This window comes from Streptomyces sp. NPDC030143 (genome assembly GCF_055573695.1).
Map to the genome: position 1 here is coordinate 211,121 of NZ_JBVIAY010000011.1, position 23,626 is coordinate 234,746.

22 protein-coding genes and 2 pseudogenes are annotated in these 23,626 nt (G+C 71.8%); 15 read left to right on the forward strand and 9 right to left on the reverse strand.

The annotated features are described in order from the left end of the window. Nucleotides 1-353: 353 nt before the first annotated feature. The gene (locus ACZ4YY_RS20915) at nucleotides 354-563 is read left to right on the forward strand and encodes a hypothetical protein (RefSeq protein WP_468292155.1); all 210 of its coding nucleotides are present in this window, start codon (nucleotides 354-356) and stop codon (nucleotides 561-563) included. A gap of 27 nt (nucleotides 564-590) precedes the next feature. On the opposite strand, the pseudogene ACZ4YY_RS20920 reads toward ACZ4YY_RS20915, so the two are convergent. Then, nucleotides 591-716, reverse strand: a pseudogene (locus ACZ4YY_RS20920) (pyridoxamine 5'-phosphate oxidase family protein); the annotation flags it as partial. 223 nt (nucleotides 717-939) lie between these two features. Beyond that, the gene (locus ACZ4YY_RS20925; protein WP_468292067.1) at nucleotides 940-1,635 is read right to left on the reverse strand and encodes a helix-turn-helix transcriptional regulator; all 696 of its coding nucleotides are present in this window, start codon (nucleotides 1,633-1,635) and stop codon (nucleotides 940-942) included. Nucleotides 1,636-1,724: 89 nt separating this feature from the next. Between ACZ4YY_RS20925 and ACZ4YY_RS20930 the strand changes: the two genes are divergently transcribed. The 4 genes from ACZ4YY_RS20930 to ACZ4YY_RS20945 all read left to right on the forward strand — a co-directional run bounded on the left by ACZ4YY_RS20930 (nucleotide 1,725) and on the right by ACZ4YY_RS20945 (nucleotide 5,966). Beyond that, the gene (locus tag ACZ4YY_RS20930; RefSeq protein ID WP_468292070.1) at nucleotides 1,725-2,162 is read left to right on the forward strand and encodes a hypothetical protein; all 438 of its coding nucleotides are present in this window, start codon (nucleotides 1,725-1,727) and stop codon (nucleotides 2,160-2,162) included. 165 nt (nucleotides 2,163-2,327) lie between these two features. Continuing rightward, complete coding sequence (locus ACZ4YY_RS20935; protein ID WP_468292073.1) at nucleotides 2,328-4,184, forward strand: glycoside hydrolase family 15 protein; 1,857 nt, start codon at nucleotides 2,328-2,330, stop codon at nucleotides 4,182-4,184. Continuing rightward, nucleotides 4,178-4,660: a hypothetical protein gene (locus tag ACZ4YY_RS20940; RefSeq protein WP_468292075.1), complete on the forward strand. Its 483-nt coding sequence runs from the start codon at nucleotides 4,178-4,180 to the stop codon at nucleotides 4,658-4,660. The genes ACZ4YY_RS20935 and ACZ4YY_RS20940 overlap by 7 nt, the downstream gene beginning before the upstream one ends. Before the next feature lie 235 nt (nucleotides 4,661-4,895). Then, the gene (locus ACZ4YY_RS20945) at nucleotides 4,896-5,966 is read left to right on the forward strand and encodes a zinc-dependent alcohol dehydrogenase family protein (protein ID WP_468292078.1); all 1,071 of its coding nucleotides are present in this window, start codon (nucleotides 4,896-4,898) and stop codon (nucleotides 5,964-5,966) included. A 245-nt stretch (nucleotides 5,967-6,211) separates the two neighbouring features. On the opposite strand, the gene ACZ4YY_RS20950 is transcribed toward ACZ4YY_RS20945, so the two are convergent. Both ACZ4YY_RS20950 and ACZ4YY_RS20955 read right to left on the reverse strand, forming a co-directional pair. Beyond that, nucleotides 6,212-6,874, reverse strand: a complete 663-nt coding sequence (locus ACZ4YY_RS20950; RefSeq protein WP_468292081.1) for a DUF4389 domain-containing protein — start codon at nucleotides 6,872-6,874, stop codon at nucleotides 6,212-6,214. Then, nucleotides 6,862-7,143 carry a hypothetical protein gene (locus ACZ4YY_RS20955; RefSeq protein ID WP_468292084.1) on the reverse strand — a complete coding sequence of 94 codons (282 nt, stop codon included), beginning with the start codon at nucleotides 7,141-7,143 and terminating at the stop codon, nucleotides 6,862-6,864. Before ACZ4YY_RS20955 ends, ACZ4YY_RS20950 begins: the two co-directional genes overlap by 13 nt. Before the next feature lie 330 nt (nucleotides 7,144-7,473). On the opposite strand from ACZ4YY_RS20955, the gene ACZ4YY_RS20960 reads away from it, so the two are divergent. The 6 genes from ACZ4YY_RS20960 to ACZ4YY_RS20985 all read left to right on the forward strand — a co-directional run bounded on the left by ACZ4YY_RS20960 (nucleotide 7,474) and on the right by ACZ4YY_RS20985 (nucleotide 13,058). Next, on the forward strand, nucleotides 7,474-8,082 hold the full coding sequence (locus tag ACZ4YY_RS20960) for an Rv1733c family protein (protein WP_468292087.1): 609 nt from the start codon (nucleotides 7,474-7,476) through the stop codon (nucleotides 8,080-8,082). Nucleotides 8,083-8,426: 344 nt separating this feature from the next. Further along, the gene (locus ACZ4YY_RS20965) at nucleotides 8,427-9,344 is read left to right on the forward strand and encodes a pyridoxamine 5'-phosphate oxidase family protein (protein ID WP_468292090.1); all 918 of its coding nucleotides are present in this window, start codon (nucleotides 8,427-8,429) and stop codon (nucleotides 9,342-9,344) included. A gap of 63 nt (nucleotides 9,345-9,407) precedes the next feature. Further along, nucleotides 9,408-10,025 carry a hypothetical protein gene (locus ACZ4YY_RS20970; RefSeq protein WP_468292093.1) on the forward strand — a complete coding sequence of 206 codons (618 nt, stop codon included), beginning with the start codon at nucleotides 9,408-9,410 and terminating at the stop codon, nucleotides 10,023-10,025. Between the two features lie 157 nt (nucleotides 10,026-10,182). Beyond that, nucleotides 10,183-10,488, forward strand: a complete 306-nt coding sequence (locus tag ACZ4YY_RS20975; protein ID WP_468292153.1) for a GatB/YqeY domain-containing protein — start codon at nucleotides 10,183-10,185, stop codon at nucleotides 10,486-10,488. A 78-nt stretch (nucleotides 10,489-10,566) separates the two neighbouring features. After that, nucleotides 10,567-11,148, forward strand: coding sequence for a maltokinase N-terminal cap-like domain-containing protein (locus tag ACZ4YY_RS20980; protein ID WP_468292096.1), 582 nt, complete (start codon nucleotides 10,567-10,569; stop codon nucleotides 11,146-11,148). Between the two features lie 524 nt (nucleotides 11,149-11,672). Next, nucleotides 11,673-13,058 carry a DUF5933 domain-containing protein gene (locus ACZ4YY_RS20985; protein ID WP_468292099.1) on the forward strand — a complete coding sequence of 462 codons (1,386 nt, stop codon included), beginning with the start codon at nucleotides 11,673-11,675 and terminating at the stop codon, nucleotides 13,056-13,058. Nucleotides 13,059-13,254: 196 nt separating this feature from the next. Here ACZ4YY_RS20985 and ACZ4YY_RS20990 read toward each other — a convergent pair whose 3' ends face one another. Then, nucleotides 13,255-14,064, reverse strand: coding sequence for an alpha/beta fold hydrolase (locus tag ACZ4YY_RS20990; protein WP_468292102.1), 810 nt, complete (start codon nucleotides 14,062-14,064; stop codon nucleotides 13,255-13,257). Between the two features lie 283 nt (nucleotides 14,065-14,347). On the opposite strand from ACZ4YY_RS20990, the gene ACZ4YY_RS20995 reads away from it, so the two are divergent. Continuing rightward, complete coding sequence (locus tag ACZ4YY_RS20995; RefSeq protein ID WP_468292105.1) at nucleotides 14,348-15,760, forward strand: amino acid permease; 1,413 nt, start codon at nucleotides 14,348-14,350, stop codon at nucleotides 15,758-15,760. 198 nt (nucleotides 15,761-15,958) lie between these two features. Here ACZ4YY_RS20995 and ACZ4YY_RS21000 read toward each other — a convergent pair whose 3' ends face one another. Next, the gene (locus ACZ4YY_RS21000) at nucleotides 15,959-16,933 is read right to left on the reverse strand and encodes a phage baseplate protein (protein ID WP_468292108.1); all 975 of its coding nucleotides are present in this window, start codon (nucleotides 16,931-16,933) and stop codon (nucleotides 15,959-15,961) included. 658 nt (nucleotides 16,934-17,591) lie between these two features. Here ACZ4YY_RS21000 and ACZ4YY_RS21005 point away from each other — a divergent pair. Continuing rightward, on the forward strand, nucleotides 17,592-18,572 hold the full coding sequence (locus tag ACZ4YY_RS21005) for a phage baseplate protein (RefSeq protein WP_468292111.1): 981 nt from the start codon (nucleotides 17,592-17,594) through the stop codon (nucleotides 18,570-18,572). A gap of 208 nt (nucleotides 18,573-18,780) precedes the next feature. Here ACZ4YY_RS21005 and ACZ4YY_RS21010 read toward each other — a convergent pair. Further along, nucleotides 18,781-18,975 (reverse strand): annotated as a pseudogene (locus ACZ4YY_RS21010) (ABC transporter substrate-binding protein); the annotation flags it as partial. 393 nt (nucleotides 18,976-19,368) lie between these two features. On the opposite strand from ACZ4YY_RS21010, the gene ACZ4YY_RS21015 reads away from it, so the two are divergent. Further along, nucleotides 19,369-20,040: a hypothetical protein gene (locus ACZ4YY_RS21015; RefSeq protein ID WP_468292114.1), complete on the forward strand. Its 672-nt coding sequence runs from the start codon at nucleotides 19,369-19,371 to the stop codon at nucleotides 20,038-20,040. A gap of 40 nt (nucleotides 20,041-20,080) precedes the next feature. Here the strand turns inward: ACZ4YY_RS21015 and ACZ4YY_RS21020 are convergent, their stop codons facing one another. Further along, on the reverse strand, nucleotides 20,081-21,166 hold the full coding sequence (locus ACZ4YY_RS21020) for a GNAT family N-acetyltransferase (protein ID WP_468292117.1): 1,086 nt from the start codon (nucleotides 21,164-21,166) through the stop codon (nucleotides 20,081-20,083). Nucleotides 21,167-22,273: 1,107 nt separating this feature from the next. Then, complete coding sequence (locus tag ACZ4YY_RS21025) at nucleotides 22,274-23,185, reverse strand: NAD-dependent protein deacetylase (protein ID WP_468292120.1); 912 nt, start codon at nucleotides 23,183-23,185, stop codon at nucleotides 22,274-22,276. Nucleotides 23,186-23,423: 238 nt separating this feature from the next. Between ACZ4YY_RS21025 and ACZ4YY_RS21030 the strand changes: the two genes are divergently transcribed. Next, a partial coding sequence (locus ACZ4YY_RS21030) for a DUF2637 domain-containing protein (RefSeq protein WP_468292123.1) occupies nucleotides 23,424-23,626 on the forward strand: 203 nt, incomplete at its 3' end.

Here is a 23,626-nt window from a genome sequence, read left to right on the forward strand (position 1 = left end):
TCAGCGCGGCCCGGCGGCCGGCCCTCGCCGACTCCCGCGACCGCTCCGACGATGTGCACCTCTCCGTGCGTCAGGCTGCGCCCCGGCATTCCGGTCACGGGTGTGCTGAATCCGGTGATGCGCAGGGCACTGCCTTTCGTTGTTCGAAATTTCGTCGCATGTGCGGAAAGTTGGCGCGAGATTAGGAGGGAGTGTGCGAGGTGTCAACGGTCCGGACAGGAACGGTTACAGAAAGATGCGAAGCGCTCAGATGTGACGGCAGCGGGAGACGGGCCCCCCGACCATCGCCGCCGGGGCCACGGCGCTGGTCAGCGGCCCGACGACGGTTCTCCGGGGGCCCGCACGCTCAGCGTGTGACGAGGGGAGCCATGCGCCACAGCCTGCGCAGGTTCCTCCCCGCCCGCGTCATGGGCCGCTACCACGGCCGGGGACAAGCCCTGGTCAACGGCGACTTCACCATCAGTCACCGCGACCTCCTCGCCGGCGACCTGGACCGTATCGAGCGCCTCCGGCCCACCGGCCACGCCACGTCGGCCGGCCGTGCCGGCACGCTTCCGGTGTGACCGTGACGTGGGGTGCCTGCGGGAAACGAAGCTGACGGGGAGCACCGCGGGCAGTGCCTGCCGGGTGTACACCACGCGGCCGACCGGCACCTCGGCGAGCAGGCGGAGGCACTCCTGCCGGTCGAGTGCGCGAATGCCGTCGTTGTGGAACATTCCCCCGTCGTCCTCGAGCGCGGAGCGCGCGAGCAGGGCCGACCGGCCCTGATTCCATGGGCTGCCCGGCCCTGATCCCCCTGGGCTGCCGGGGAGCGCCGGAGCCGCTCCCCGTGGTCCAGCCGTCGAAGTCGAAGCGCGGCGGCTCCGCAGAACGGGCCGTCGACGGCGCTTCCGGTGTCCCACCGAACGGGGACAAGCGGCTGCCCGGTGGGGAGCCCTTTCAGGAGATCGCGGGGGCGGGTGCGGAGGAGGCCGGTTCGAGGCGGACGCAGCAGCGGCCGGGACCGGGTGACAGACATGCCCGGAAGCCGCTCTCGTCGAGCCCTTCCAGGACGCCGCGGAGCAAATGGAGGTTCATGCCGCACACCGTCTGCGTGTGTTCGCGGGCGAGCGCATGGAAGGGGCAGTTGGCCAGCACCAGGGCGGCACCGTCGTGGCGGGGCTCGAAACCGTTGCCTTCCAGCAGGGCGAACAGGCTCGTGTGTCCCTCGGCGCCCAGCTGGGCGCCGAGGTCGTGGGCCTTTCGGTGCAGGACGGCGCGGACGGGTTCGCCGGTGGCTTCGGATTCCTCCAGCGCCCGGGCGAGGAGCCGGCCGGCCAGCTCGTAGTGCCGCTCGGGCAGGCTGACGCTGACCTGCGTGGCGGAGCGTCTGTAGAGCTTGGCCGGCCTGCCCGCTCCCGGTCCGGTGCGGCCACTGCGCCGCTCGTAGACGACGTCGAGCAGTGCTTCGTCCGCCAGGCGGTCCAGGTGGAACGCCGCTGTCTTGCGAGCCAGGCCCAGGGCCTCGGCGGCTTCGTCGCGACTGACCGGTCCGGGCTGGCGCACGACATGGTCGTAGAGCCTGCGGCGGGTCGGCTCGTCGAGCGCGGCGACGGCGGAGACGTCGGGGTCGGGTGCTTCCTTCGGGCGGTTCACGACACCAGTGTAAAACCCACGGCCATTGACTAAAGAGAGGAGGCGCGCTTCTATTGTCAGTGAGAGTTGCCGATAGAAGGAAGCGCGTCATGTCGTCCGCAACCACCACCATCCCGTCCACCACCTCCCGGCGGGCCGCGCTCGCCGACCCCGGCTACCAGGCGTTCGCCATCCTGCGCACCGGGTTCACGGTGGCGCCGATCCTCTTCGGGCTGGACAAGTTCGCCAACCTGCTCGTGGACTGGCCCACCTACCTCGCGCCGTGGATCGACGACGTCGTACCCGGCAGCGCCCAGGCGGCCATGTACGCCGTGGGTGTCGTCGAGATCGTCGCCGGCCTCGTCGTCGCCCTCGCCCCCCGCTTCGGCGGCTGGCTGGTCGCCGGATGGCTGGCGGGCATCATCGTCAACCTGCTGACCGTCCCCGGCCACTACGACATCGCGCTGCGCGACTTCGGTCTCCTCCTCGGCGCGGTGGCACTGGCCCGGCTCGCCCAGCGCTACCGCGGCACGCCGCAGCGGCGCTGACCGCCGCCGCGGCGGGCACGGGCCACCCCCGGGACCGGCGGCGCCGACGAGGCGGGTGAGATCCGCACGCTCACCCGCCTTGCCGGCGCCCCACTCTCCCCGGCCGGCGGCCGCGCCGCCCCTGGTGTGCGGGCGGCACACCGGAGCGGATGGGATGGTGGAGTGATGGGAACCATCGGGGGTTCCTCGGAGACAGGGAGCGGTCCGGTCCCCTCGACCGAAGGCTTCCGCACCGGCGGCTACGCCCCGCTGCGGGCGTACGCGGTCCTCGGCGACGGCCGAACCGCCGCCCTGGTCGCGCGGGACGGGTCGGTGGACTGGCTGGGCCATCCCGACCTGGACTCGCCCGCCGTGTTCGGCGCCGTGCTGGACGCGGCCCGCGGTGGCCGGTGCGCGCTCGAACCGTCCGTGCCCTACCGGGTGGAGCGCCGCTACCTGCCCGGTACCAACGTCCTGGAGACGACCTTCCGCACCGGCACAGGCACGGTACGGGTCACCGACGCCCTCACCCTGTACGACGACACGGCCCTGGCGCCGATGCGCGAGCTGCTGCGACGCGTGGAGGGGCTGGGGGGAACCGTGCCACTCCGGTGGAGCGTCACCCCTCGCTTCGGCTACGGCACTCGCCGCACCCGGATCGCCCTGCGCGCGGGTGTCCCGGTGGCGACAGCCGGAAGGGACGCGCTCGCGGTCTGCGCGTGGGACGCCGGGGAGCCCGAGTGCGACAACGCGACGATCAGCGCCCGCTTCGCACTCGGCCAGGGCCGGCGGGCGCTGATCGCCATGCCGTTCGCCCATCAGGAACCCCTCGTCCTGCCGACCCGCCCGGAGTGCGAGGCGCGCCTGGACGCCACGTGTGCCGCCTGGCGGAGCTGGGCGCACGACCGCCTGTACGCGGGGCGGTGGCACGAGGCGGTGATGCGCAGCCTGCTGTTGCTGAAACTGCTGGTCCACGCCCCTTCCGGTGCGGTCGCGGCCGCGGCGACGACGTCGCTGCCGGAGGAGATCGGCGGCGAGCGCAACTGGGACTACCGCTTCTCCTGGGTGCGCGACTCCGCCTTCACCCTGGCCGCATTCCTGCGGCTGGGCTGTCCGGCGGAGGCGCACGCCTACTTCTGGTGGCTGATGCACGCCTCCCAGCTCACCCACCCGGCCCTGAACGTGCTGTACCGGCTGGACGGCGGGCACCGCGCCCCGGAGAAGACCCTCCCCTGGGAGGGCTACCGCGGCTCCGGGCCGGTCCGCGTCGGCAACGCCGCGGCCGCGCAGGTCCAGCTGGACACCTACGGGGAGCTGATGCAGACGGCCTGGCAGTACGCGCGGGCCACCGGTCGTCTCGACGCGGACGTCGCACGTCGGCTCGCCGAGCTGGCCGACCTCGTCTGCACGGCCTGGCAGCAGCCGGACTCGGGCATCTGGGAGGTCCGCAGCCGGCCCCGGCACTTCACCCAGTCGAAGATGATGTGCTGGGTCGCCCTCGACCGCGCCGCCGACCTCGCCGAACGCGGCCTGATCCCCGACCGGCATCTCGATCGCTGGCACGGCGCACGCGAAGAGATCGCCGACTTCGTCGAGACCCGCTGCTTCTCGCACCGGCGCCACAGCTATGTGCGCGCCGCCGACGGTGACGACCTGGACGCCGCCGTCCTGGTGGGCCACCTCCACGGATACGGCGGCGGTCACCGCATGCAGGCCACCATCGACACCCTGGACCGGCATCTGCGACACGGCCCCCACGTCGACCGGTACTCGGGCGAGGACGGCCTCGCCGGCGGCGAAGGCGCCTTCCTCGCCTGCTCCTTCTGGCTCGCCGAGTCCCTCGCCCGCGCCGGCCGCCCCGCCCAGGCCATCGAGCTCATGGACGAGCTGGTCGGCCTGGCCAACGACGTCGGCCTCTACAGCGAGGAGATCGACCCCGCCACCGGTGCCTTCCTGGGCAACCTGCCCCAGGGCCTCAGCCACCTGGCACTGATCAGCGCCGCCTGCGCCATCACCGACGCGAGCAGGGGCGCTACATGCTGAGCGCCTGGGGAACCGCCGCGGGAGCGTTCGTCGGCACACTGGCGCTGACGACCGCGCTGCGCGCCGCCGGCGAGCTGCGACTGACCCGCATGGACCTGCCGTTCCTCCTCGGCACGGCGGTGACCGTCAACCGCACCCGCGCCAAGGCCATCGGCTACCTGATGCACTTCCTCAACGGCCAGATCTTCGCGTTCGTCTACTTCGCCGTCTTCACCGCCATCGACGCCGCGGGCTGGTGGCGGGGCGCCCTGTTCGGACTCGCCCACGGCCTGTTCGCCGGCACCGCACTGGTCAACGTCCTGCTGCCCCTCGTCCACCCGCGCATGGGCAGCCCCCTGACCAGCGCCCCCCAGGTGGCGCTGCTGGAGCCCCCCGGCTTCCTGATGCGCAACTACGGCCCCGGCACCCCGGTGGTCACGCTGCTCGCCCACATCGGCTACGGAGCGATCGTCGGAGGCTTCACCCAGGCACCCTGACGTCGGCGGCCGGACGGTCGGCCGCGATGCAGGGCGCACCAGGAGCGCACCGCTCCCGAGGCCCCCGCCGACGACCGTGCGGGCCCGTTCCGGCCGACCGTGCGGGCCCGTCCGGCCGGCGGGGTCGGCCGGAGAGAGGGGTGGGCCGGACGGCCCGAGCGGAGCCGGCGAATACCGGAGAAACTGGACCTGTGGAGCAACCCGGACATGCGAGCCAAGGCTGGTGAGGAGCGTCATGAAAGGCTTCGTCTTCCACGGCCCCGGACAGTCCGCCTGGGAGGACGTCCCGGACCCCGCCGTCAAGGAACCCACCGACGCCATCGTGCGGGTCGGCGCCGTCACCATCTGCGGCACGGACCTGCACATCCTCAAGGGCGACGTCCCCGAGGTGCGCCCGGGCACGGTCCTGGGCCACGAAGCCGTGGGCGAGATCATGGAGGTCGGCAGCGACGTCCGGACCGTGCGTCCGGGCGACCGGGTGCTGGTCTCCTGCATCAGTGCCTGCGGCCGCTGCCGCTTCTGCCGTGAGGCCGCCTACGGCCAGTGCCGGGGCGGCGGGGGCTGGATCCTCGGCCACCTGATCGACGGCACCCAGGCCGAGTTCGTGCGCGTCCCGTACGCCGACCTGTCCGTGCACGCGCTGCCCGGCGCGGTGGAGAGCAACGACGCCGTCCTGCTCGCGGACATCTTTCCCACGTCGTACGAGGTGGGCGTCCTCAACGGGCGGGTACGCCCGGGCGACACCGTGGCCGTCGTCGGCGCCGGTCCGATCGGCCTCGCGGCGATCGCCACCGCGCGCCTGTTCACGCCCGAGCGGATCGTCGCCGTCGACCCGGCCGCGTCCCGGCTCGAGGCCGCCCGGCGGCTCGGCGCGGACGCCGTGGCCGACGCCCGTGAGGAACCGGAGCAGTTGATCGCCGACCTCACCGACGGGCTCGGCGCGGACGTGGTCATCGAGGCGGTCGGCGAACCGGAGAGCTTCGAACTGTGCACGCGCACGGTGCGCCCCGGCGGTCACGTCGCCAACGTCGGCGTCCACGGCAAACCCGCCACGCTCCACCTCGAAGACCTGTGGATCAAGAACGTGACCATCACGACCGGCCTGGTGGACACCCGTTCCACACCCACCCTGCTGCGCATGGCCGCCGCCGGCAGCCTGCCCACCGCACAGCTGGTCACCCACACCTTCCCGCTGGACCACATGGAGGAGGCGTACGACGTCTTCTCCCGGGCCGCCGACACCGGCGCCCTCAAGGTGGTGCTCGGCGGGCAGCCGCATGACGAGGTCGCCGTCCGGGCCGCCTGAACACGGGCTTGTCCCCCGGGGCCGGGGACCGATGGCGCCCCGGCCCCGACGCCTGAGGAGAAACCACCGACGCCCGAGGAGGGACACCGCGCCACCCCGGGGGACCGCAGGGGCACAGGGGCTGAGCGGGCAGGGGCCGGGCCGGGCATCCGCTCCGCCACACGGCCCGGACCGAGGAGGTCCCGGCACGGGTCCGCCCGGCGCGGTCCTGGTCGCTTCCGGCCGGCTCGTCCCGCGTCGTCAGGTCATGGCGACCGCTCGGGGGCGTCGGGTTCGCCGGCGCCCATGTCGAGGCGGAACGGGGGGTAGGCGTCCGTCATCAGGGCAGCGTAGGCGGCGACCCGCAACACCCAGCGGTTCAGGCCCATGACCAGGTCGAACAGGTCCCTGGGGTACTTCCCGGTGAAGGCCAGGATCACGGCGGCGATCAGTGTCAGGACGGTCAGCAGTCCACCGCTCCACCCGAGGTGCCAGCCGCCGACGAAGAAGGCGATGACGAGGTAGTGCGGGATGGCCAGCAGCCACCACTTCACCAGGACCAGTCCCCGGGAGAGGCGCTCGGGGAAGGCGACGTCCAGACGGGCCGGGTGGTCGGGCTTCTCACCCAGGCTGAACGGCGGGTAGCGGTCCGTGGCCAGGGCGCCGTACGAGTAGTAGGAGACCCGCCAACTCCAGCGCAGCACACCCAGGTTGAAGTCGAACAAGGCACGCGGGTAGCGCTCGGTGAAGAGGATGGCGAAGAACGCGATCACGGTGACGACGCTGAAGGCGATCCACAGCAGGAACAGCACTACGACGTGCGGGACGACCAGGAGCCACTTCACCAGCCACAGCCATCGCGACAGGGGCGCGTCGAGCCGCGCGGTGACCCGGACCGGACGGTCGGACACGGCTCTCAGAGCACCCATGGCGAGCACCCCCCGCCCACGCGGCCGGCCCGGCGCGGACCGACGTCTCGCACTCCGTCACCGTGGCGGTGCGGCAGGCCGGCCCTACCCGGCGGGGCCGCCTCGTTACGCGGCGGGTCCGCTTCCGAGACCTTGCCGACGACGCGTTCGTCGTCGACGACGCCCGGTACGGCGGTGACGTCGTGCTCGGCCATCCCCTTCAAGCCGGTGACGCGGTGCTCCCGGACCACCGGTGTGGTCATGAGGTCGCTCAGCATCCGGTGCCTCATGGCTTCCGCCTCCTCGTGCGCTGCGTTCCCCCTTCCACTGTCCGCCCGACAGGCAGGAGCCGCACGGCCCGGCCGGCTCCGGCCGGGCCGCCGCTGGCCGCGAGGCACGCCGCGCCGGCCTGCCGGCGGTGAGCGCGATCAGCACTGCCTCGAAACCCGGTCGGGCACGGGCCGGAGACGACCGCGACCGGCGCGCACGGGCCCCGGCTGCCGCTCAGGGCCGAAGGTCGCTCCCACAGGGACCTTCGGCCCCGTGACCGAAGCCCGTCGATGAAGGATGCTGGGACCCATGGTGGGGGAAACGACCAGCGACCTGCTGGAGGCCGGCCCATGAACGCACAGGGATCGCCGGACACGTCCGGTCCGCCCTCGCCGCGCGGTGAGAACACGCGGAAGGGCCCGAATCCGCTCCGCCGTCCGTCCGACACGTTCGAGTGCTGGTTCCGCCGTGTCCTGATGGTCGTCCTGGCGCTCGGGTTGCCGTTCGCCGCGCTGGGCGCGGGGCTGACGGCGTACGAGGCCTCGATGCGCACCGCGCGGGCCCAGGCGGCGGAACGCCAGGAGGTCACCGCCCGACTGACGGCGGACGTCGAGGCCGACGAAGTCGATGCGGCGAAGCAGTCGGCGCGGGTCCGCTGGACCGACCGCGACGGCGTCGTGCGGACGGGCGCCGCCCTCGTGGAGCCGGGGGCGCGGAAGGGGGCCGCGGTGCGCGTGTGGGTGGACCGGAACGGAACCGTCACCACGCCGCCGACGACCTCGTTCGACGCGAGGACCGCAGGCTGGCTGGTGGGCGGCATGGCGGCCGTCGGCGTGTCCGCCGGGTCCTACGGCGCGTGGGCGGGCATGCGCCTGGTGCTGGACAGGAGAAGGTACGCGCGCTGGGACGCCGAGTGGGACGTCGTGGAGCCGCAGTGGTCCGCGCGGTTCCGCCGGTGACGGCGAGGACCGGCCCGGTGCCCGGGAGGTGACACCGATGTCGAACGTGACAACGACCGAGCTGTGCGAAGCGACGGCGACCATGCCCTGCCTGCGGGAGGGGAGGACCACCACGGCGCCGATCAGCCGCCCCCCGGCCCCGGGCGTGGTTCCGGCGTCGATCAGCGCCCCCCGGCCACAGTCGTGGCACCTCCGTGCGGGACCGAGCCCTCGACGGCCGCCGTCGAGGGCTCGGCCGGCGTTGATCAGCCGCCCCCCGGCCCAGGGCGTGGTTCCGGCGGAGAGGCACGTATTCGACCAGATCCGGCTGAGTCCGGACGCACCGTGAGAGAAAGGCGGCCGTCATGCGAGCTCACCTGGGCGACCAGCTCGTCATCGAAAGCACGAGGTCCGGCGCCACCCGGCGCGACGGCGAGATCGTGGGACTCCACCACGCGGACGGAACCCCTCCGTACGACGTGCGCTGGTCGGACACGGACGAGGTGACCCTCGTGTTCCCCGGCCCTGACGCGCACGTCCACCCTCTCGAACACGGACGGCCCGAGACCGCCGACGAGCCCTCCAGGGCGGGCGGGGCGGCGACCGGATCCGCAGCCGCCGCACCGCCCGGGACGTCCAACCCGGGCGACATCGGCCGGCGCGTGGCCGTCGAACGCCGCAGGCAGGGACTCAGCCGCGAGGAGACCGCCCGCCGGGCCCGAATGTCGCCCGGCTACCTGTCGTACCTGGAGGAGCGGCCCGCAGAACCGAGTGTGGCGGCTCTGATCCGGCTGGCCGACGCCCTGGGCACCACCACCGCCGCGCTGCGCGGCGGAGGGATCGACCTGCCTCCCGGCCAGGGCCGGGCGATGCTGCGTCCTCGGCTGCGGGACCTCGGCGAGGAGGAATGCCGCACACTGCTGTCCACCCACGGCGTGGGACGTGTCGCGGTGTCGTCCGACGACGGCCGCCCGGCGGTCGTCCCGGTCAACTACGAGGTCGTCGACGACACCATCGTCTTCCGCACCGCACCCGACGCGCTGCCGGCGGCGGCCGTCGGAAGGGAGGTCGCCTTCGAGGTCGACCACGTCGACGACGCCCTCAGCCAGGGCTGGAGCGTGCTCGCGGTCGGCCCCGCGAGCGTCGTCACCGAACCCGGGGCCGTGCGCAGACTCCGCGAGCGGGCCCACACCATGCCCTGGTCGGGCGGTGAACGCCAGATGTGGGTGTCGATCCGGCCCACGAGCCTCACCGGCCGCAGGATCACCGCAACTGATCGGTAGGCCGCCCCGGGCGGGGCTTTCGAGACCCGTCCGGAGCGCCGACGACTCGCGAGGGAGGCTCCAGTGAGCCGACGAGCACCGTCCGACGAGCGGGTGGCGGCCCTGGTCCGGTCCGCCACCGCCGCACCGTCGGTGCACAACACGCAGTCCTGGCGCTTCCGTTATCTGCGGCACAGCCGCACCATCGAGCTGTACGCCGACTTCGAGCGCGTCATGCCGCACTCCGACCCCGACACCCGCGCCCTGCATCTCGGCTGCGGCGCCGCCCTGTTGAACCTGAGGGCCGCGGCGGCCCATGAGGGCTGGTCCCCGGAGACCCTGCTGCTGCCCGACCCCACCGACCGGGCCCACCTCGCGAGCGTACGGTTGACCAGCCGCGCAACCGGTGAGGGCCACCTCGGCGCGCTGTACACGGCCGTTCACCAGCGCCACAGCAGCCGCTATCCCTTCGAGGAGAGGGAGATCCCCGAGGCTGTGCGCGAGGCACTCGGCGTGGCCGCTCAGGCCGAGGGGGCGACGCTGACGTTCCCCGCCTCGTGGCACCTCCGGCAGGCACGGTCGTCCCCCGGGATCCACCGGAGGCGGACAGGCCACGGTCGACGTGCTCGACCGCCGCACGCGGTACGCCCGCGTGAGGAGCCGCTCCGGCCCCCCCCTCCCGACGGGGGACGGCACCAGTGACGGACAACACCCGTGACGGACGGCTGGGTGCGCGTGACGCTCGTCACCTGCCCGTTGTCCGGTCGGCACGGGCCAGCGTTGGCGGTTCCGTTGCGCCGGCCGTAGGGTCTGCGGCATGTCCCTGCGTCTGCAGATGCGTCAGGCCCTGTCGGAAGCGATGCGCGCCCGCGACAAAACAGCGGTGAGCGCACTGCGCGCGACGCTCGGCGCGGTGGACAACGCCGAGGCGGTGCCCGTGGACGAGGCCGCACGACGTGGCTGCGCCCTCGAGCAGTCGCCGGTCGGTGCCGGCACCACCGAGGCGGTGAGGCGTGAGCTGAGCGAGCGCAGCGTGGCGGAGATCGTGCGCGCCGAGGCCACCGAGCGGCTGGAGGTCGCGGCGCGGCTGACCGCGCCCGCGCATGCCGACCGAGTCGCGCGTCTGCGCGCGGAGGCCGCGGTGCTGTTCCGGTTCCTGCCGTAGGTGCCTGTCACAGGGTTCCTATAGGTTCGATCACATCCCGTCGGAGACGGGCACGAACCTACGCGCGAGGGAGCTCGCATGGCCTCCATCCACCGCACCACCATGACCCCCGGCAAACTGGAGCTGCTCACCGGCTGGCTGCCCAAGCAGAGCTGGTACGTGGGCGGCGAGGGAACGCCGGACCTGGTCAGGGCCGGTGGGTTCCGTCTGGACGATCCGGAGGGCGCGGTCGGGATCGAGTTCATGGTCGTGGTGGACGCCGGCGCGCAGGAGCCGGTCGCCTACCTGGTGCCGATGGGCTACCGCGGCGCGGCGCTGGACGGCGTCCCGGAGGAGGCGTTGATCGGCACCGCCGAGCACGGGGTGCTCGGCACCCGGTGGATCTACGACGGTGTCCACGACCCGGTGGTGATGGCGCAGTTGCGGGCCCTCCTGCGGGGTGAGGCCGTACCGCAGCACCAGAACGAGAGTGACACCCCCGACCCGACCGTCACCGTCGACGGAACGGGCCCTGGGGACGGGTTCGACGTCCGGATCGTCCGCGTTCCGCAGCCGGCGCGGGCCGCCGTGCACGGGTCGTCCGGACGCCTCGTCGCCGGATGGACCTGGCCGGACGGAACGGCTGCACGGGGAGTCCTCGCCGTCGTAGCGCCGCGGTAGGGGCCGCGCGAACGTCACCCGTCCGGTTGGGGCCGGGGGTTCGGGGACGCGGCAGGCGCTCATAGGGCAAGGACCCCTGAGCCGACGACATCCCCCGGTGCGTGCAAGGGGACGCGAGCTGTTCCGCGCAGGCGCCGTACGCCGGGTCGACGGCACTCTCGTGCTCGACGAGGACGGGGACGGCGCGGTCCGGGCCGTGCCACTCTCCAGCGGGCCTCCGCCGCCACCGGACTCCCGTCGTGCGATCCAGGATCGCTCCTTCGAGCGGCTCGTTCGTCCCGCACGGCGATGTCGCAACGGTGCCGGACGAAGTCCTGTTGGTCGGAGGGGTGAGGTCGTCCCGGCATGCCGTCCGGACGCCCGAGCAGTGTCCCCGAGGCGCTCCGATAGCATGTTCGACCCACGACGAACGCCCCCCATCGCCCGTCCTGTACCGGAAAGACATGCCATCCGGCACGATGAGCGGCCTCACCCGACCAACGACTCACACATCGGCCAAACAATTGATACCTAGAGCACCGCGGATGTTTTCGCGCAGAAACGGCATACTCACGCTCTCCGCGTGGCGTCAACCACGGGTCATACTGTGGGCCGCGGCAGGGGTGGCGGTCCTCGGATTCCTCACCGTGCTGGAGATCGTCGCGCGTCGCCTCGAAGTGCTGGGACCCGTCACGGCCTTGGCACGAGAGATGATGTTCCCGCCCAAGTCGGGCTTCGCGTTGTACGCAGCCATGGCGTTGATGCTGGTGGTACTCACCCGGAGACAACGGTTCGTCGCGGTGGGAGCCGCGATCGGCGTCGACGTCGCCTTCCTGGCGGTGCGGTGGGCGGTCGGCGCCAGGATGACCGGCGGTCACCCCTTCGGCAACGGCGCTCTGTGGGTGATGCTGGGCTGCGCGGTCTTCGCCGTCGTACGCCGCACCGGCCGCGAACGTGCCCTGATGCTGAAGGGTGCCGGTCTGGGCCTCCTCCTGGTCGTCGGCCGCAAGACCGGCGACACCTGGCTGCTGATCACCTCGAAAACCCGCCCCCAGGTCCTCGACCAGTACGTGGCGACCGCCGACCACGCGCTGGGCAATCCGTCGTGGCTGGTGGGCCGGGTCCTCACCGCCAGCGGCACGATCGGCGCCCACGTCCTCAACTACGTCTACGCTCAGCTCGCGGTGGCCGCGGTCGTCGTCGCGCTGTACCAACTGCGCAATGTGGCGGTCGAGGGCCGCTTCCCGGGCCACCATCTGGTGCGCACCTTCCTGGTGATCGGCCTCCTCGGGCCCGCGATCTACATGATCTTCCCCGTGGTCGGACCGCTCTACGCCTACGGCGCAGGCAACGAACACTGGGCGTCGGCGCACCTGTGGCCGGAGACGCCGTCCACCGTGCAGTGGGCGGTGGCCGACCTGTGGCCCGGCACACCGCCGCCGCTCACCACCCCGCACCCGATACCCTTCGACGAGATCACCCCGCGCAACTGCATGCCCAGCCTGCACACGGCATGGGCCACCGCGATCTTCATCCATTCCCGCAAGGGCCCACGGATTCTGCGGTGGGCGGGCACGTTCTGGCTGGTCGCCACGCTCACCGCAACCCTGGGATTCGGCTACCACTACGGCGCGGATCTCGTCGCCGGCGTGGTGTTCACGATCACGATCGAGGCGGCTCTGCGCTCGCTCGACCGCGGCTGGGACCGATCGGGAGTTCAGCTGGTCGCCCACGGGGCCGCGGTGTTCGCCGCGCTCCTGCTGTCGTACCGCTATCTGCCGGTGGAAATGGCCCGATATCCATGGGTGTTCGGGCCCCTCCTCCTTCTGGCGATGTCCTCGGTGATCTACGGATACGTACGGACCACCGGACACTGGGAACCGAAAGCCGCACCCGCCCCGCAACCGGAACCGCAGCCCGAACTGGTGTGAGTCCCGCCTTCGCCGAAGGCCCGAGCGCCCTCCCCGCGGGAGCCGGTGCCGCGGCGGTCGACGAGACGGTGCCGGCCCGCACGGTCCGGCACCACCGCTTCTGTGCGAAGCGCCTTCGCGTGCGCGCCGCCGAACGTGCGACCGCCCAGACGACGAGGACCGCCCGCACGATCCGCCCGCCGGCTCCTGCGGGCGGTCAGGCAGCGGCGCCGTCAGCACCCCCGGCCGGCGAGGCACGCCGGACGGGCATCATCGTCTTCACCGCGTCCTGCGCGAGATGGTCGAGGACCATCCGGTTGACCTGAGCCGCCTTCTCCAGCGGGACCAGATGGGAGGCGCCGGGGACGACGGCCAACTGGGCCCCGGGGATCGCGCGGTAGAGCGCGACGGTGTGCTCCAGCGTCACCATGTCGTCGTCGCCGACCATGACGAGGGTGGGCGCCCGGACCCGGGCCAGGTCCTCGAGGGTGAGCGTCGGCTGGGTACGCCACATGGTGAGCGTCTTGTCCGCCACCACCGGCCAGTGGTCCGGGCCGTCCGGCGCGACGGCGGCGTACATCTCGCGCAGGGACGTGAGAGCGGGGCCCTCCGGCGTCATCGCGTCGAGCATCGCCGGTTCGACGAAGCATTCCGGGGACGGACGGAAGTTCGCCCCGATCACCACGACCTTGCGGACCAGCTCGGGCCGGGCCATGGCGACCAGCAGCGCCACCACGCCTCCGTCGCTCCACCCGACCAGATGCGCCGGCCCCTCGACCACCCGCTCCAGGAAGGCCACCGTGTCCTCGGCCATGTCCTGGTACGACAGCGGCCCGGCCACGTCGGGCGTGTGCCCGTGGGCGCGCCGCTCCGGCAGGAAGACCCGGTACTCGGCGGCGAGGTCGGCTCGCTGCGCGCCCCACGTCTCGTTGGTGCACAAGCCGCCGTGCAGCAGGAGCAGCGGGTCCCCGGCACCCTCGGTCTCGTACCAGGTCCTCACACCGGGAAGGTCCGCGTAGTCACCCATCACCCCGAGCCCTTTCCACACCGTGGTCCGTCCCGGCCCAGTCTCCGCCGTCACCCGAAGGTCCGCCACACCGGACCGGGCGGGCATCGTGCAAGGACCCCTGAGCGGTGAGCGGTCCCTGTCCCTGCCACTCGGCCGGTGGACGTCTCCCCGCGCTGCGGCCGAGTGACCCCTCGGGCGCGAAAGCTCCGCCGGACACGTGCGTGGCGCCTTCCGCTCCCGTCCGCCGCTGAGCCATCATGAGCCGCCGTCAGCCGTTGCCGGTCGTGAAGAGGTGAGGCGTATGGCCAGACTCCGAATGGGTGAGGGAATTCTCCGTCGCAAACCCATCGAGCACATCGAGGAGACGGAACTCGTCGAGGGCACACGGCTCGAACGGTCGCTCGGGCTGTGGCAGCTCACCGCGATCGGCGTGGGCGGCATCATCGGCGCGGGCATCTTCACCCTCGCCGGCACCGTGGCGAACGGTACGGCGGGACCCGCCGTGCTCGTCTCCTTTCTCATCGCCGGCGTCGCCAGCGCCGCAGCGGCCCTGTCGTACGCCGAGTTCGCCGGGCTCATCCCGAAGGCGGGTTCGGCGTACACGTACGGCTACGCGGTGCTCGGCGAGCTCGCGGGCTGGTTCATCGGGTGGGACCTGCTGCTGGAGTACACGGCCATCGTGGCGGTGGTGGCGATCGGCATCTCCGGCTACTTCAGCTTCCTCGTCGGCGAGATGGGCGCCGACCTGCCGAACTGGATGCTCGGCGCACCCGGCACCGGCGACGGGCACCGCATCGACCTGTTCGCCGCGCTGCTGTGTCTGCTGATCGCCTACCTGCTGACCCTCGGCATCAAGAACGCGGCCCGTTTCGAGACCACGGTGGTCGTGCTGAAGGTGCTGGTCGTGCTGCTCGTCATCGCGGTCGGCGTCTTCCACATCGACACGGCCAACTACGACCCGTTCTTCCCCTACGGCCTCAGCGGCGCGTTCACCGGTGCGGCGACCGTGTTCTTCGCGGTCTTCGGGTACGACGCGATGTCGACGGCGGCCGAGGAGTCGAAGGACGCGCAGCGGCACATGCCGAAGGCGATCCTCTACTCGCTGGCGATCTCGATGGTGCTGTACGTGGCCGCCTGCCTGGTCCTCACGGGCATGCAGAACTACAAGGACATCGACAAGGAGAGCGGGTTCTCGACGGCGTTCAAGTCGGTGGGGCTGGACAGCCTGGCCAATGTGATCGCGGTGGGCGCCATCATCGGCATCCTGACCGTCATGTTCACCTTCATGCTGGGCGTGACCCGCGTGTGGTTCGCGATGTCCCGCGACGGGCTGCTGCCCGAGTGGTTCGCCAAGACGCATCCGACGCGACACGTCCCGACCCGCGTCACCTGGATCGTCGGGTTCGCCTCGGCGGCCATCGCCGGCTTCCTGCCGATCGGCGAGGCGGCGGAGCTGACCAACATCGGCATCCTGCTGGCGTTCGTCGTGGTGTGCGCGGCCGTGATTGTGCTGCGGTACCGCCAGCCGGAGCTGCCCCGCACGTTCCGGACGCCGTGGATGCCGTTCGTGCCGGCGTTGGGCATCGTCTTCTCGATCTGGCTGATCACGTTCCTCCAGTGGCAGACCTGGGTGCGTTTCGCCGTGTGGTTCGCGGTCGGGCTCCTCATCTACTTCGGCTACTCCTACCGACGGTCGGAACTGGCCAGGCGGTAGGGGCCCGTGACCGCCGGCGGCCCCCACCGCGAAAGGCTGGGCGAGCGGCCCGCCCGGCCGCCGCCGGGCGGTACGTGAACAGCACCGCCCGGCGGCGGCAGGGACCGGGGACACGATCGGCGGCCAGGGGACGCCGCGGCCGGCCCGCGCTGCACAGGGCGGCGCCCCCGACCGCCCGGACCGCGTCGCCCCGCCGCGTCAGACCAGCGCGTTCTTGTAGAAGATGCTGGAGCGCCGGTCGCCCTCCTCGCCGGTGGCGAAACCGAGGAAGAGGCGCGACTCGCCGCCGTCGGTGCGGTAGACGGCCAGACCCTCGGGCTCGCGGTAGGTCAGGGTCGATCCCGCCTTGGTGAGCGTCGGTCCCTGGGCGATGGCACCGGTGTTGACGTTGATGCTCGTCAGGCGGGTGTTGCCCGGGTCGGGGTTGGAGGCGGAGTAGGCGTTGCCGGTGAGGAAGTACATGTACGAGCCGTGGAGCGTGTAGCCCTGCGGTGTGCCGGAGATCGACGGCGGGGTGAACTTGACCAGCGGCTTGCTGAAGTCGCCGTTGTCGGTGTCGGAGACGTTGTAGACGGCGATGTGCTTGCCGCCGTCCTTGTGATAGCGGACGATCATGCGGTTGTACACCGGGTCGATGGAGCAGGTGTACTCGGTGGCGCCGGCAACCGGCTGGAACCTGCCGAAGCTGGTGGAGGAGGCGTCCAGCGTGGTGCCGGCGCTGTACTTGATGTAGGCGAGCTTGGTGCCGTAGCCGTTGGAGTTGGCCTCGCACTCGATCCAGAGGTGGCTGGCACCGCCCACCGGGCGAACACCGAACGCGACACCGTGACCGAAGCCGTTGAGGTGCATGTACGAGACGTAGTTGCCCTGGAAGTCGAGGTGAGTGATGCACAGGTCACCGTCCGCCTCGGTGCTCCCGGCCCGCTTGGCGGCGACGAACAGACGCTTGTTGACCGAGTCGAAGGCGAAACTCTGCTGGACTCGCTTGCTGTGCAGCACCTTGTTGCGGAACAGGTCGTAGGACGGCTGCGACAGGTCGAACCGCGCACTCGTCGGCACCGCCGCGGACGCGCTCCGCGCGGTGTAACCCAGCCCGAGCGCGGCAAGCCCGGCACCGGCGCCGGTGCGCAGAAGTCCCCGGCGGGAGAAAGACGAACGGAGGTCCTTGGTCATCACGCAACTCCTGGATCGGGCGACGAGCAGTGAAACGAAGTCCAAAAACCCTACGCAGCACCTCGGTTGAAACCGTGCGCACCAAGGCCGCCTCACCGGCATTTCCCCTGCCCCTCCACAGCGCGGGCACCCGGGAGGCACATCGTTGCACCCTGCACGCGAAGACGGAGCCGATGCCGGGTCACCGACGAAACGTCCTGATCGACCGGACCGCGCACGGTCTCCGGACGAGTCGTCGGCGGTCGCGGGATGACGAAGAAGGCCGCTGCGGCGAGGACCGCGACGGCCTCCACGAGCGGCCAGGGCGCCCGCAAGGGACCCGGACAACGACAGCGGCCCGGAACGCCGCTGCCGCGCCCGCCGGTGCGCCACCCGCGAACGGGTCGGGGCCACCGGCGGTCCCACTCCGCCGGTCAGCCCGCCGACACCGAGGAGGCCGAGGCAACCCGCCTCCACCCGACCCGAGCGGGGGCGCGCCCACGGCGACGACCCCGTCGGCGCGCAGAGTTCGCCGGTGCGTAGCCCACCCCCGAGGGCCGGGACCTCCCCACCGCTGCCCGGCGCACTTCGCGTAGGGTCGCCGCATCGTGATCGTTCGCGCGGAGCGTGCCCTCCCCGACGGTGATCCGCTCGCGCAGCAGCCCCTACAGGAGGACCCATGACACAGGAGCCGAAGACCGTGCTGACCAGGCGAGGACTGCTGCGCGCGGGCACCGGGGTCGGGATCGCCGCCCTGGGCCTCGGCTACGGTGCGGGGTCCGCCGCGGCCGCGGTTCCGGCGTCGCAGCGCTTCGACCTGACGCAGCGCTCGTACGACCTGTACCGCGGCAAGTCGCTGCGCGACGTGACCGTGCAGCAGGGCTTCGCTTTCGACAACGTGAACCGGCGGCTGTTCGTCGCGCAGCGCCGCAACGGAACCTCCGACACGGCCGGCGACCTGTGCATCACGCAGCTCGACTTCTCCGGCAACTACGTCGGACACATGTACCTGACGGGCTTCGGCCACGGGGTCGCCTTCGGCGCCCAGGGCGTGGGTTCGTCGACGTACCTGTGGACCGAGGTGGAGGCGAACTCGGGCGGCTACGGCAAGCGGCTCGCCCGGTTCAGGTTCACCAGCGGGACGACGCTGTCCAACACGTCGTCGGCGCTGACGAAGTACACGCCGGTGTCGGCGGCGACGGAGCACACCTGCTCCATCGACCCGGTCAACGACCGGCTGATCGTCCGTTACCACCTCACCGACGGCAAGCACATAGCGGTGTACGACCTCGCGGCGGCGACGAACGGCGACTTCAGCTCGCCGCTCGCGGACTTCAAGCAGCCGACCCTGCCCACGCTGTCGTCGACCTTCCAGGGGTACGCGGCGTACGGCCAGTACCTCTACGTGATGACCGGTACGTCGTACGAGGCGAACGGCGACGTCGTCGACTCCGAGATCACCAGCATCGACATGAACACCGGCGGGATCAAGGAGGGGCCGGTCCTGACCAGGGCCGGCGAGACCCTCGACTTCCGCGAGCCCGAAGGCCTGGCCGTCTACCGGACGGTCGACGGAGAGGTCCGCCTCTTCCTCGGCTTCGCCTCGGGTGTGTCGGGCGACCGCCGCTCGAACCTGTTCTACAAGAACACCCTGGTCTGACCCGGGCGGCGAGCCCCGCGTGAGTGAGGAAGGATGCGGCGCCGACGACGTCCCGGCGCCGCGTCGACGACGGGGACGCCCGTGTGTCGTCGTCGCGGCCCGTCGTCGGGCCGTGCCACCCCGCCGAGGTCCTCACCCGGCCGAGGCCCGACCGCGTCGGCGTCGGACGGGGCAACCCGAGTGCGGAGCGGACCCGCTCGCGGGTCTCTCAGCCGGCGTTAAGGATCCGGAAGCGATCGGGTGCGGCCGGATCGCGATCGACGACCTGGACGGGCGCCCCACCCCACTGCCAGAGGCTGATGCCCGGCACGCGGGAGAACCGGATCCGCCCGCGGGTGCCTTCGACCGTGACGCGCGGCCGGGACGCGGCAGCACGCGAGCGGTCCGTGCCGTGACAACGCAGAAGGAAGTCCGCGAAGGTCTGCCAGCCGCGGGACTGCGGCGGGGCCGGACGCGCGATTCGCTCCGTGGGCTGTTCGGTGAGCGCGTCGAGAACCGCCGGGCGGGTGGGGGCGGCGGTCGCGGCCGCCGTCGGGGTGGGGGAGCAACGCGGCCGCGGCATCGACGACGCGGTGCCGGCCGCGCCGGCGGACCGCCGCGCGCTGCCACCGGCCAGGTCCCCCTCGGGCGCACCGGAGGCCGCGCGGGCGCTCGGCAGGTTCGCGCAGGAGGGACTCGCGCAGGAGGGACTCGCGCAGGGGGAGGAGGCGAGGACGCGCAGCGGGAACGGCCGGGCGGAAACTCCGTTGCGCAAGGGGGTCACCGGCGGTGATCCTGTGGCCATGAGGTGCTCCGCATGCGGCTGAGACTGCGCCAGTTCAGGCCCCGGACGGGACCGTACGAGCACCGGATCGTCCAGCCCCGGCAGCCCCTTCGCCACACCTCTCTGCGTGCCCCCGAGCCCATCGGCTGGCTCCTCGGCGACCACGACGGGCTGAGCCGGCTCGCCGGCCTGTTCTCCTTCGCCGCCTACTCCCGGCACACGATCGTCCACATACCGCTGCGCGACGGCGTCCCTCCCGACGAGGGCACGGGCGAACTCGTCGACCTCGTCCTGGCCCACCACACGCTCGGCCTGCGCGCCGGCAAGTGGCCCGAGCTGCGGCGCAAACTGGTGAACGGCACTCCGCTGACCGTCCGCACCGACGAGGCCCGCACGGCCCGGGACGCCGCTTCCTGGAGCCGGCACCGGCAGCGGGCGGATGTCCGAGACGAGCTGCGGCACGCCACCCACGCGCGGACGTTCTTCCTCTTCGGAAGCCGCGGCTTCTTCGCCGAGACGGCCACCGACCTCGCCGAGGCGGCGGGTTGGGGACCGCGCCGGGCGGGCGTCGAGAAAGGACGCTCGGCGCTGATGACGGCACTTCCGACGCTGGTCCAGCAGCCGGGCGGCGGACACCCGGTCGAGGTGCTGGTCTGCTTCAAGCCGTACCCGCCCTACGCCCACTTCCGGCGGCCCGGCCGGTGAACCGGCCGACGTTCCCCGGTGCCGGGGCGCGGACCACCCGTCAACGCTCCCGCATCCTGCCGACGGCTCGGAGCATGCCCACCGCCGCTGCCTTCAGCGCAGGACGGTCCCGCACGAACAGTCGTGCGGCCCGTACCGGTTCGTGACGGAGCCAGTGCAGAGTGCCTCCGGGACCGGCCGTGCGCAAGGCCCCCTCGTGGACGGGGAGGTCACCGGTCTTGAAGGAGTCCTTGTAGGCGGCGTCGCCCCTTCCGAAGTCGAACAGGCGGATGCCCGAGGCGGCGGAGGCTTCGATCATGCGGAGGTACAGGACGCGGCCGGGGGAGTAGGTGGCGAGGCTGCGGTCGTAGGAGGGGAACCAGCAGGAGAAGACGGTTCGTGAGCGCAGACCGAAGTGGGCGGCGACGGGCCGGTCGGCCGCGTAGAGCACGGACAGGATCCCGGAGCAGGACGGTGACGCCGTGTCGGCGAGCCGGTCGACGAGCTGGGTGATCCACGGCTGGGTGAAGGGGTCGCGACGGCCCGTGCGCCGGTAGTGGGCGGACTTCCAGGCGATGAGGGCGCGCAGGGCGGTGGGCTCCCGCTCGTCGTAGACGAAGCGCAGCGGGCCGAGTTGTCGGCCCATACGGCGTTCCTGGGCGCGCGCGGTCTTCAGGAAGCCGCGGGCGTGCGTCCGCAGGTGGTTCTCGTACTGCGCGAAGCCGTGGGTGAGGTCGATGACCGGGGAGGCGAAGCGACCGGTCGCGTAGGGCAGGAAGAGGTCCTGGCCGCTTTCGAGGTGGTTGAACTCCCAGGCGTTCAATGAGCAGGCGCGCATGAGGTGACGCGGGTCCAGGTGGACGTCCGGGTGCAGGACCGCGCCCTGGCAGTCGGACACGCCCAGGCCGACCGCCCGGCCGTGCCCCCATCGTCCGCGCTGGTAGGGAAAGAAGCCGACGGGCTCCCTCCTCCGGTGCAGGACCGCCACCCGGGTGTCGGGGCGGACGCGGCCGATCGCCCGGGTGAACTCCGCGCTCATGAAGGGGTTGGCCACGTCCGCGGTGGCGGTGCGCAGCTCGTTCCACAGATCGAGGTCCCCTGGTGTCAGGTCGTCGGGGTGCACGACGTCGATGCGTGGTGTGGTCATGGGAGCTCCTGGTCTCGCAGGGTGACATGTCCTTCGCTACGGGAGGTGCGGCGGAGGGGGAGGGCCGCGGCGACGGGCGGCCACGCCGGTCGACACCTCGGCGGACGCGGGTGCGGTGTTTCTTCCGCCGCCGTCGTGGTCGTCACCGTCACCAGCGGGCCGACGCGTATCCGTCTCCGCGGCGGGATGTGACGTCCTCCGTGTGATCATCGGACGGTCATATCGGTGCCTGACCGCACGCCGTGCTTTCTCCGCCGTGGCGAACACGGCTGTGGTGCCCGAAGTCGGACGGCTCGACGAGGTGAGAGGGAATCCGCGCTGGATCATGGCCAGTCCATGATCCGTGAGACGCCCCGTCGGCGTTCCTGAACGGAGAAACTGCTGCATATGAACGTTCAGCCGAAGACTCACATGTACGGGTGAACCGATCGCGTCACAGGCGTCGACGTCCCGGCGGCCGAGTTCCGGTCGAGGGTGTGCGCGGCGGGCGCAGGGGCGCAGGGGCGGCTCCCGGTGCGGGGCTCCGACACCGGGCGGACGGGCGTTCGGCACCACGGACACGGCCCGGCCCGGGCCTCGGGGGTGTTTCGAAAGTCCTGTGTGCGGTGCCCGAGGTGTCCGGCGCGTGCTCTCGGCGTGCCGGACGAAAGCGCTCGTACTGGATGTACTCGTGCTTTCGGCCGGTGCGGCGAGAGGGCATGCCGGGCGCCGTGGGTGCTGTGCGGGACTTTCGAAACACCCCCTCGCGCCCCATTGGCCGACGTCCGGGCCGGTGTACCGCAGGCACCCCGCTGGTTCAGGTGGCCGACCGAAGCTTGTCGTATCCGACGAAGGTGAAGAGACGCGTGCCCCTCCGCAGCGGCTGGGGCTGACCGGTGAACCGGTGCACCCCCACAGCCTGGTGCTCGTCGGACACACAGCTGCGGCACGGACCTCCCGCTCGGTCACGGCGTCCAGGGAGGTCATCCAGGAACCGGCGGGTTGCCCGGGTGAACATGGTCCCGGAGACACGAGGGCCGCGATGGTGCTCACCGGTGGAGACGGCTCGGTGCTGCGGCTCTCCGTCGACGCGGAAGGCCGGCGAACGCCGGTGGCGACCCACGGAGTTCACCGGCGCATCCGGGCCCCCGTCCGACCGTCGACCGGGATGCCCAGCCGGTCGGCCGTGTCGGTGAGGGCTGTGCCCAGGGGGAGCGCGACCCGGGTGAGGGCGTGTTTGTCGCCCCGGGTCGGGTCCCGGTTGACGATCAGCACCGGCTTGCCGGCCTCGGCCGCCTGGCGTACGAACCGGAGCCCGGACATCACCGTCAACGACGAGCCCAGGACCAGCAGCGAGTCCGCCTCACGGACCAGCTCGCGGCAGAGCTCGACCCGCTGCGGCGGGACGGATTCGCCGAAGAACACCACGTCCGGTTTGAGGATGCCGCCGCAGAGCGCGCAGGGCACCACTTGGAAGTCCCCGACCTGCTCGTCGGTGAGGTCGGCGTCGCCGTCCGGGTTGATGTCCGCGGCCACCGGCTCGAAGCCGGGATTGGCCTCCTCCAGCCGCTGAGCGAGTTCACGGCGTGGGCTGCGGGCGCCGCAGGACAGACAGACGACGCGGGCCAGGCTCCCGTGGAGCTCCACGACACCCTCACTGCCAGCGGCCTGGTGCAAACCGTCGACGTTCTGAGTGATCACACCCGAGAGCAGACCGTGCCGCCCGAACGCGGCCACGGCCCGGTGCCCGGCGTTGGGGCGGGCGCGGCCGAAGGTGCGCCAGCCGAGGTGGCTGCGCGCCCAGTACCGGCGTCGGGCCCGGGCGTCGGCGGTGAAGTCCTGGTAGGTCATCGGAGTGTGCCGGCTCAGGCTGCCGCCCCGCCCCCGGTAGTCGGGGATGCCCGACTCCGTGGAGAGGCCCGCCCCGCTGAGCACCAGCACACCGCCGGCCCTCAGGGCTGCGGCGACCGGCTCCGGATCCGTGGTGCCCGGGGGCAGGTCCTCAGTGGGGGTCCAGCTCAGGGTGGGGCGCATGCGCATGCCGTCAGGGTACGGAACGGGCTGCCTGCGAGCGCGCGCACCGACATGCGTTCCGGCGGGGCCTCGAGCAGGTGCGGACCTCGGCGCGGCACCAGCCTCGGGCGAGGTCCGTGAAACCGGAGGTGCGCCATGCGCGTCGATGATCTGAGGAGCGGCCCGCCCTGCTGTCCCGACCGGATCTTCCTCGTGGCAGTGTGAGAGCTGCTCGGTCGTAAGGCTCGGAACGGGGGAGTGGTACGTGGCTGCGGGGAAGAACGAGAAACCCCGGCTGACCCGAACACATCGGGTCCTCATCGGCGTCATCGTGACCGGCGCCGTGATCATCGCCGGCATCGGCTTCGCCGGTTCCTACGCGGCGGTGCGCGAGCTGGCGATCCAGAAGGGCTTCGGGAACTTCTCCTACGTCTTCCCGATCGGCATCGACGCGGGCATCTGCGTCCT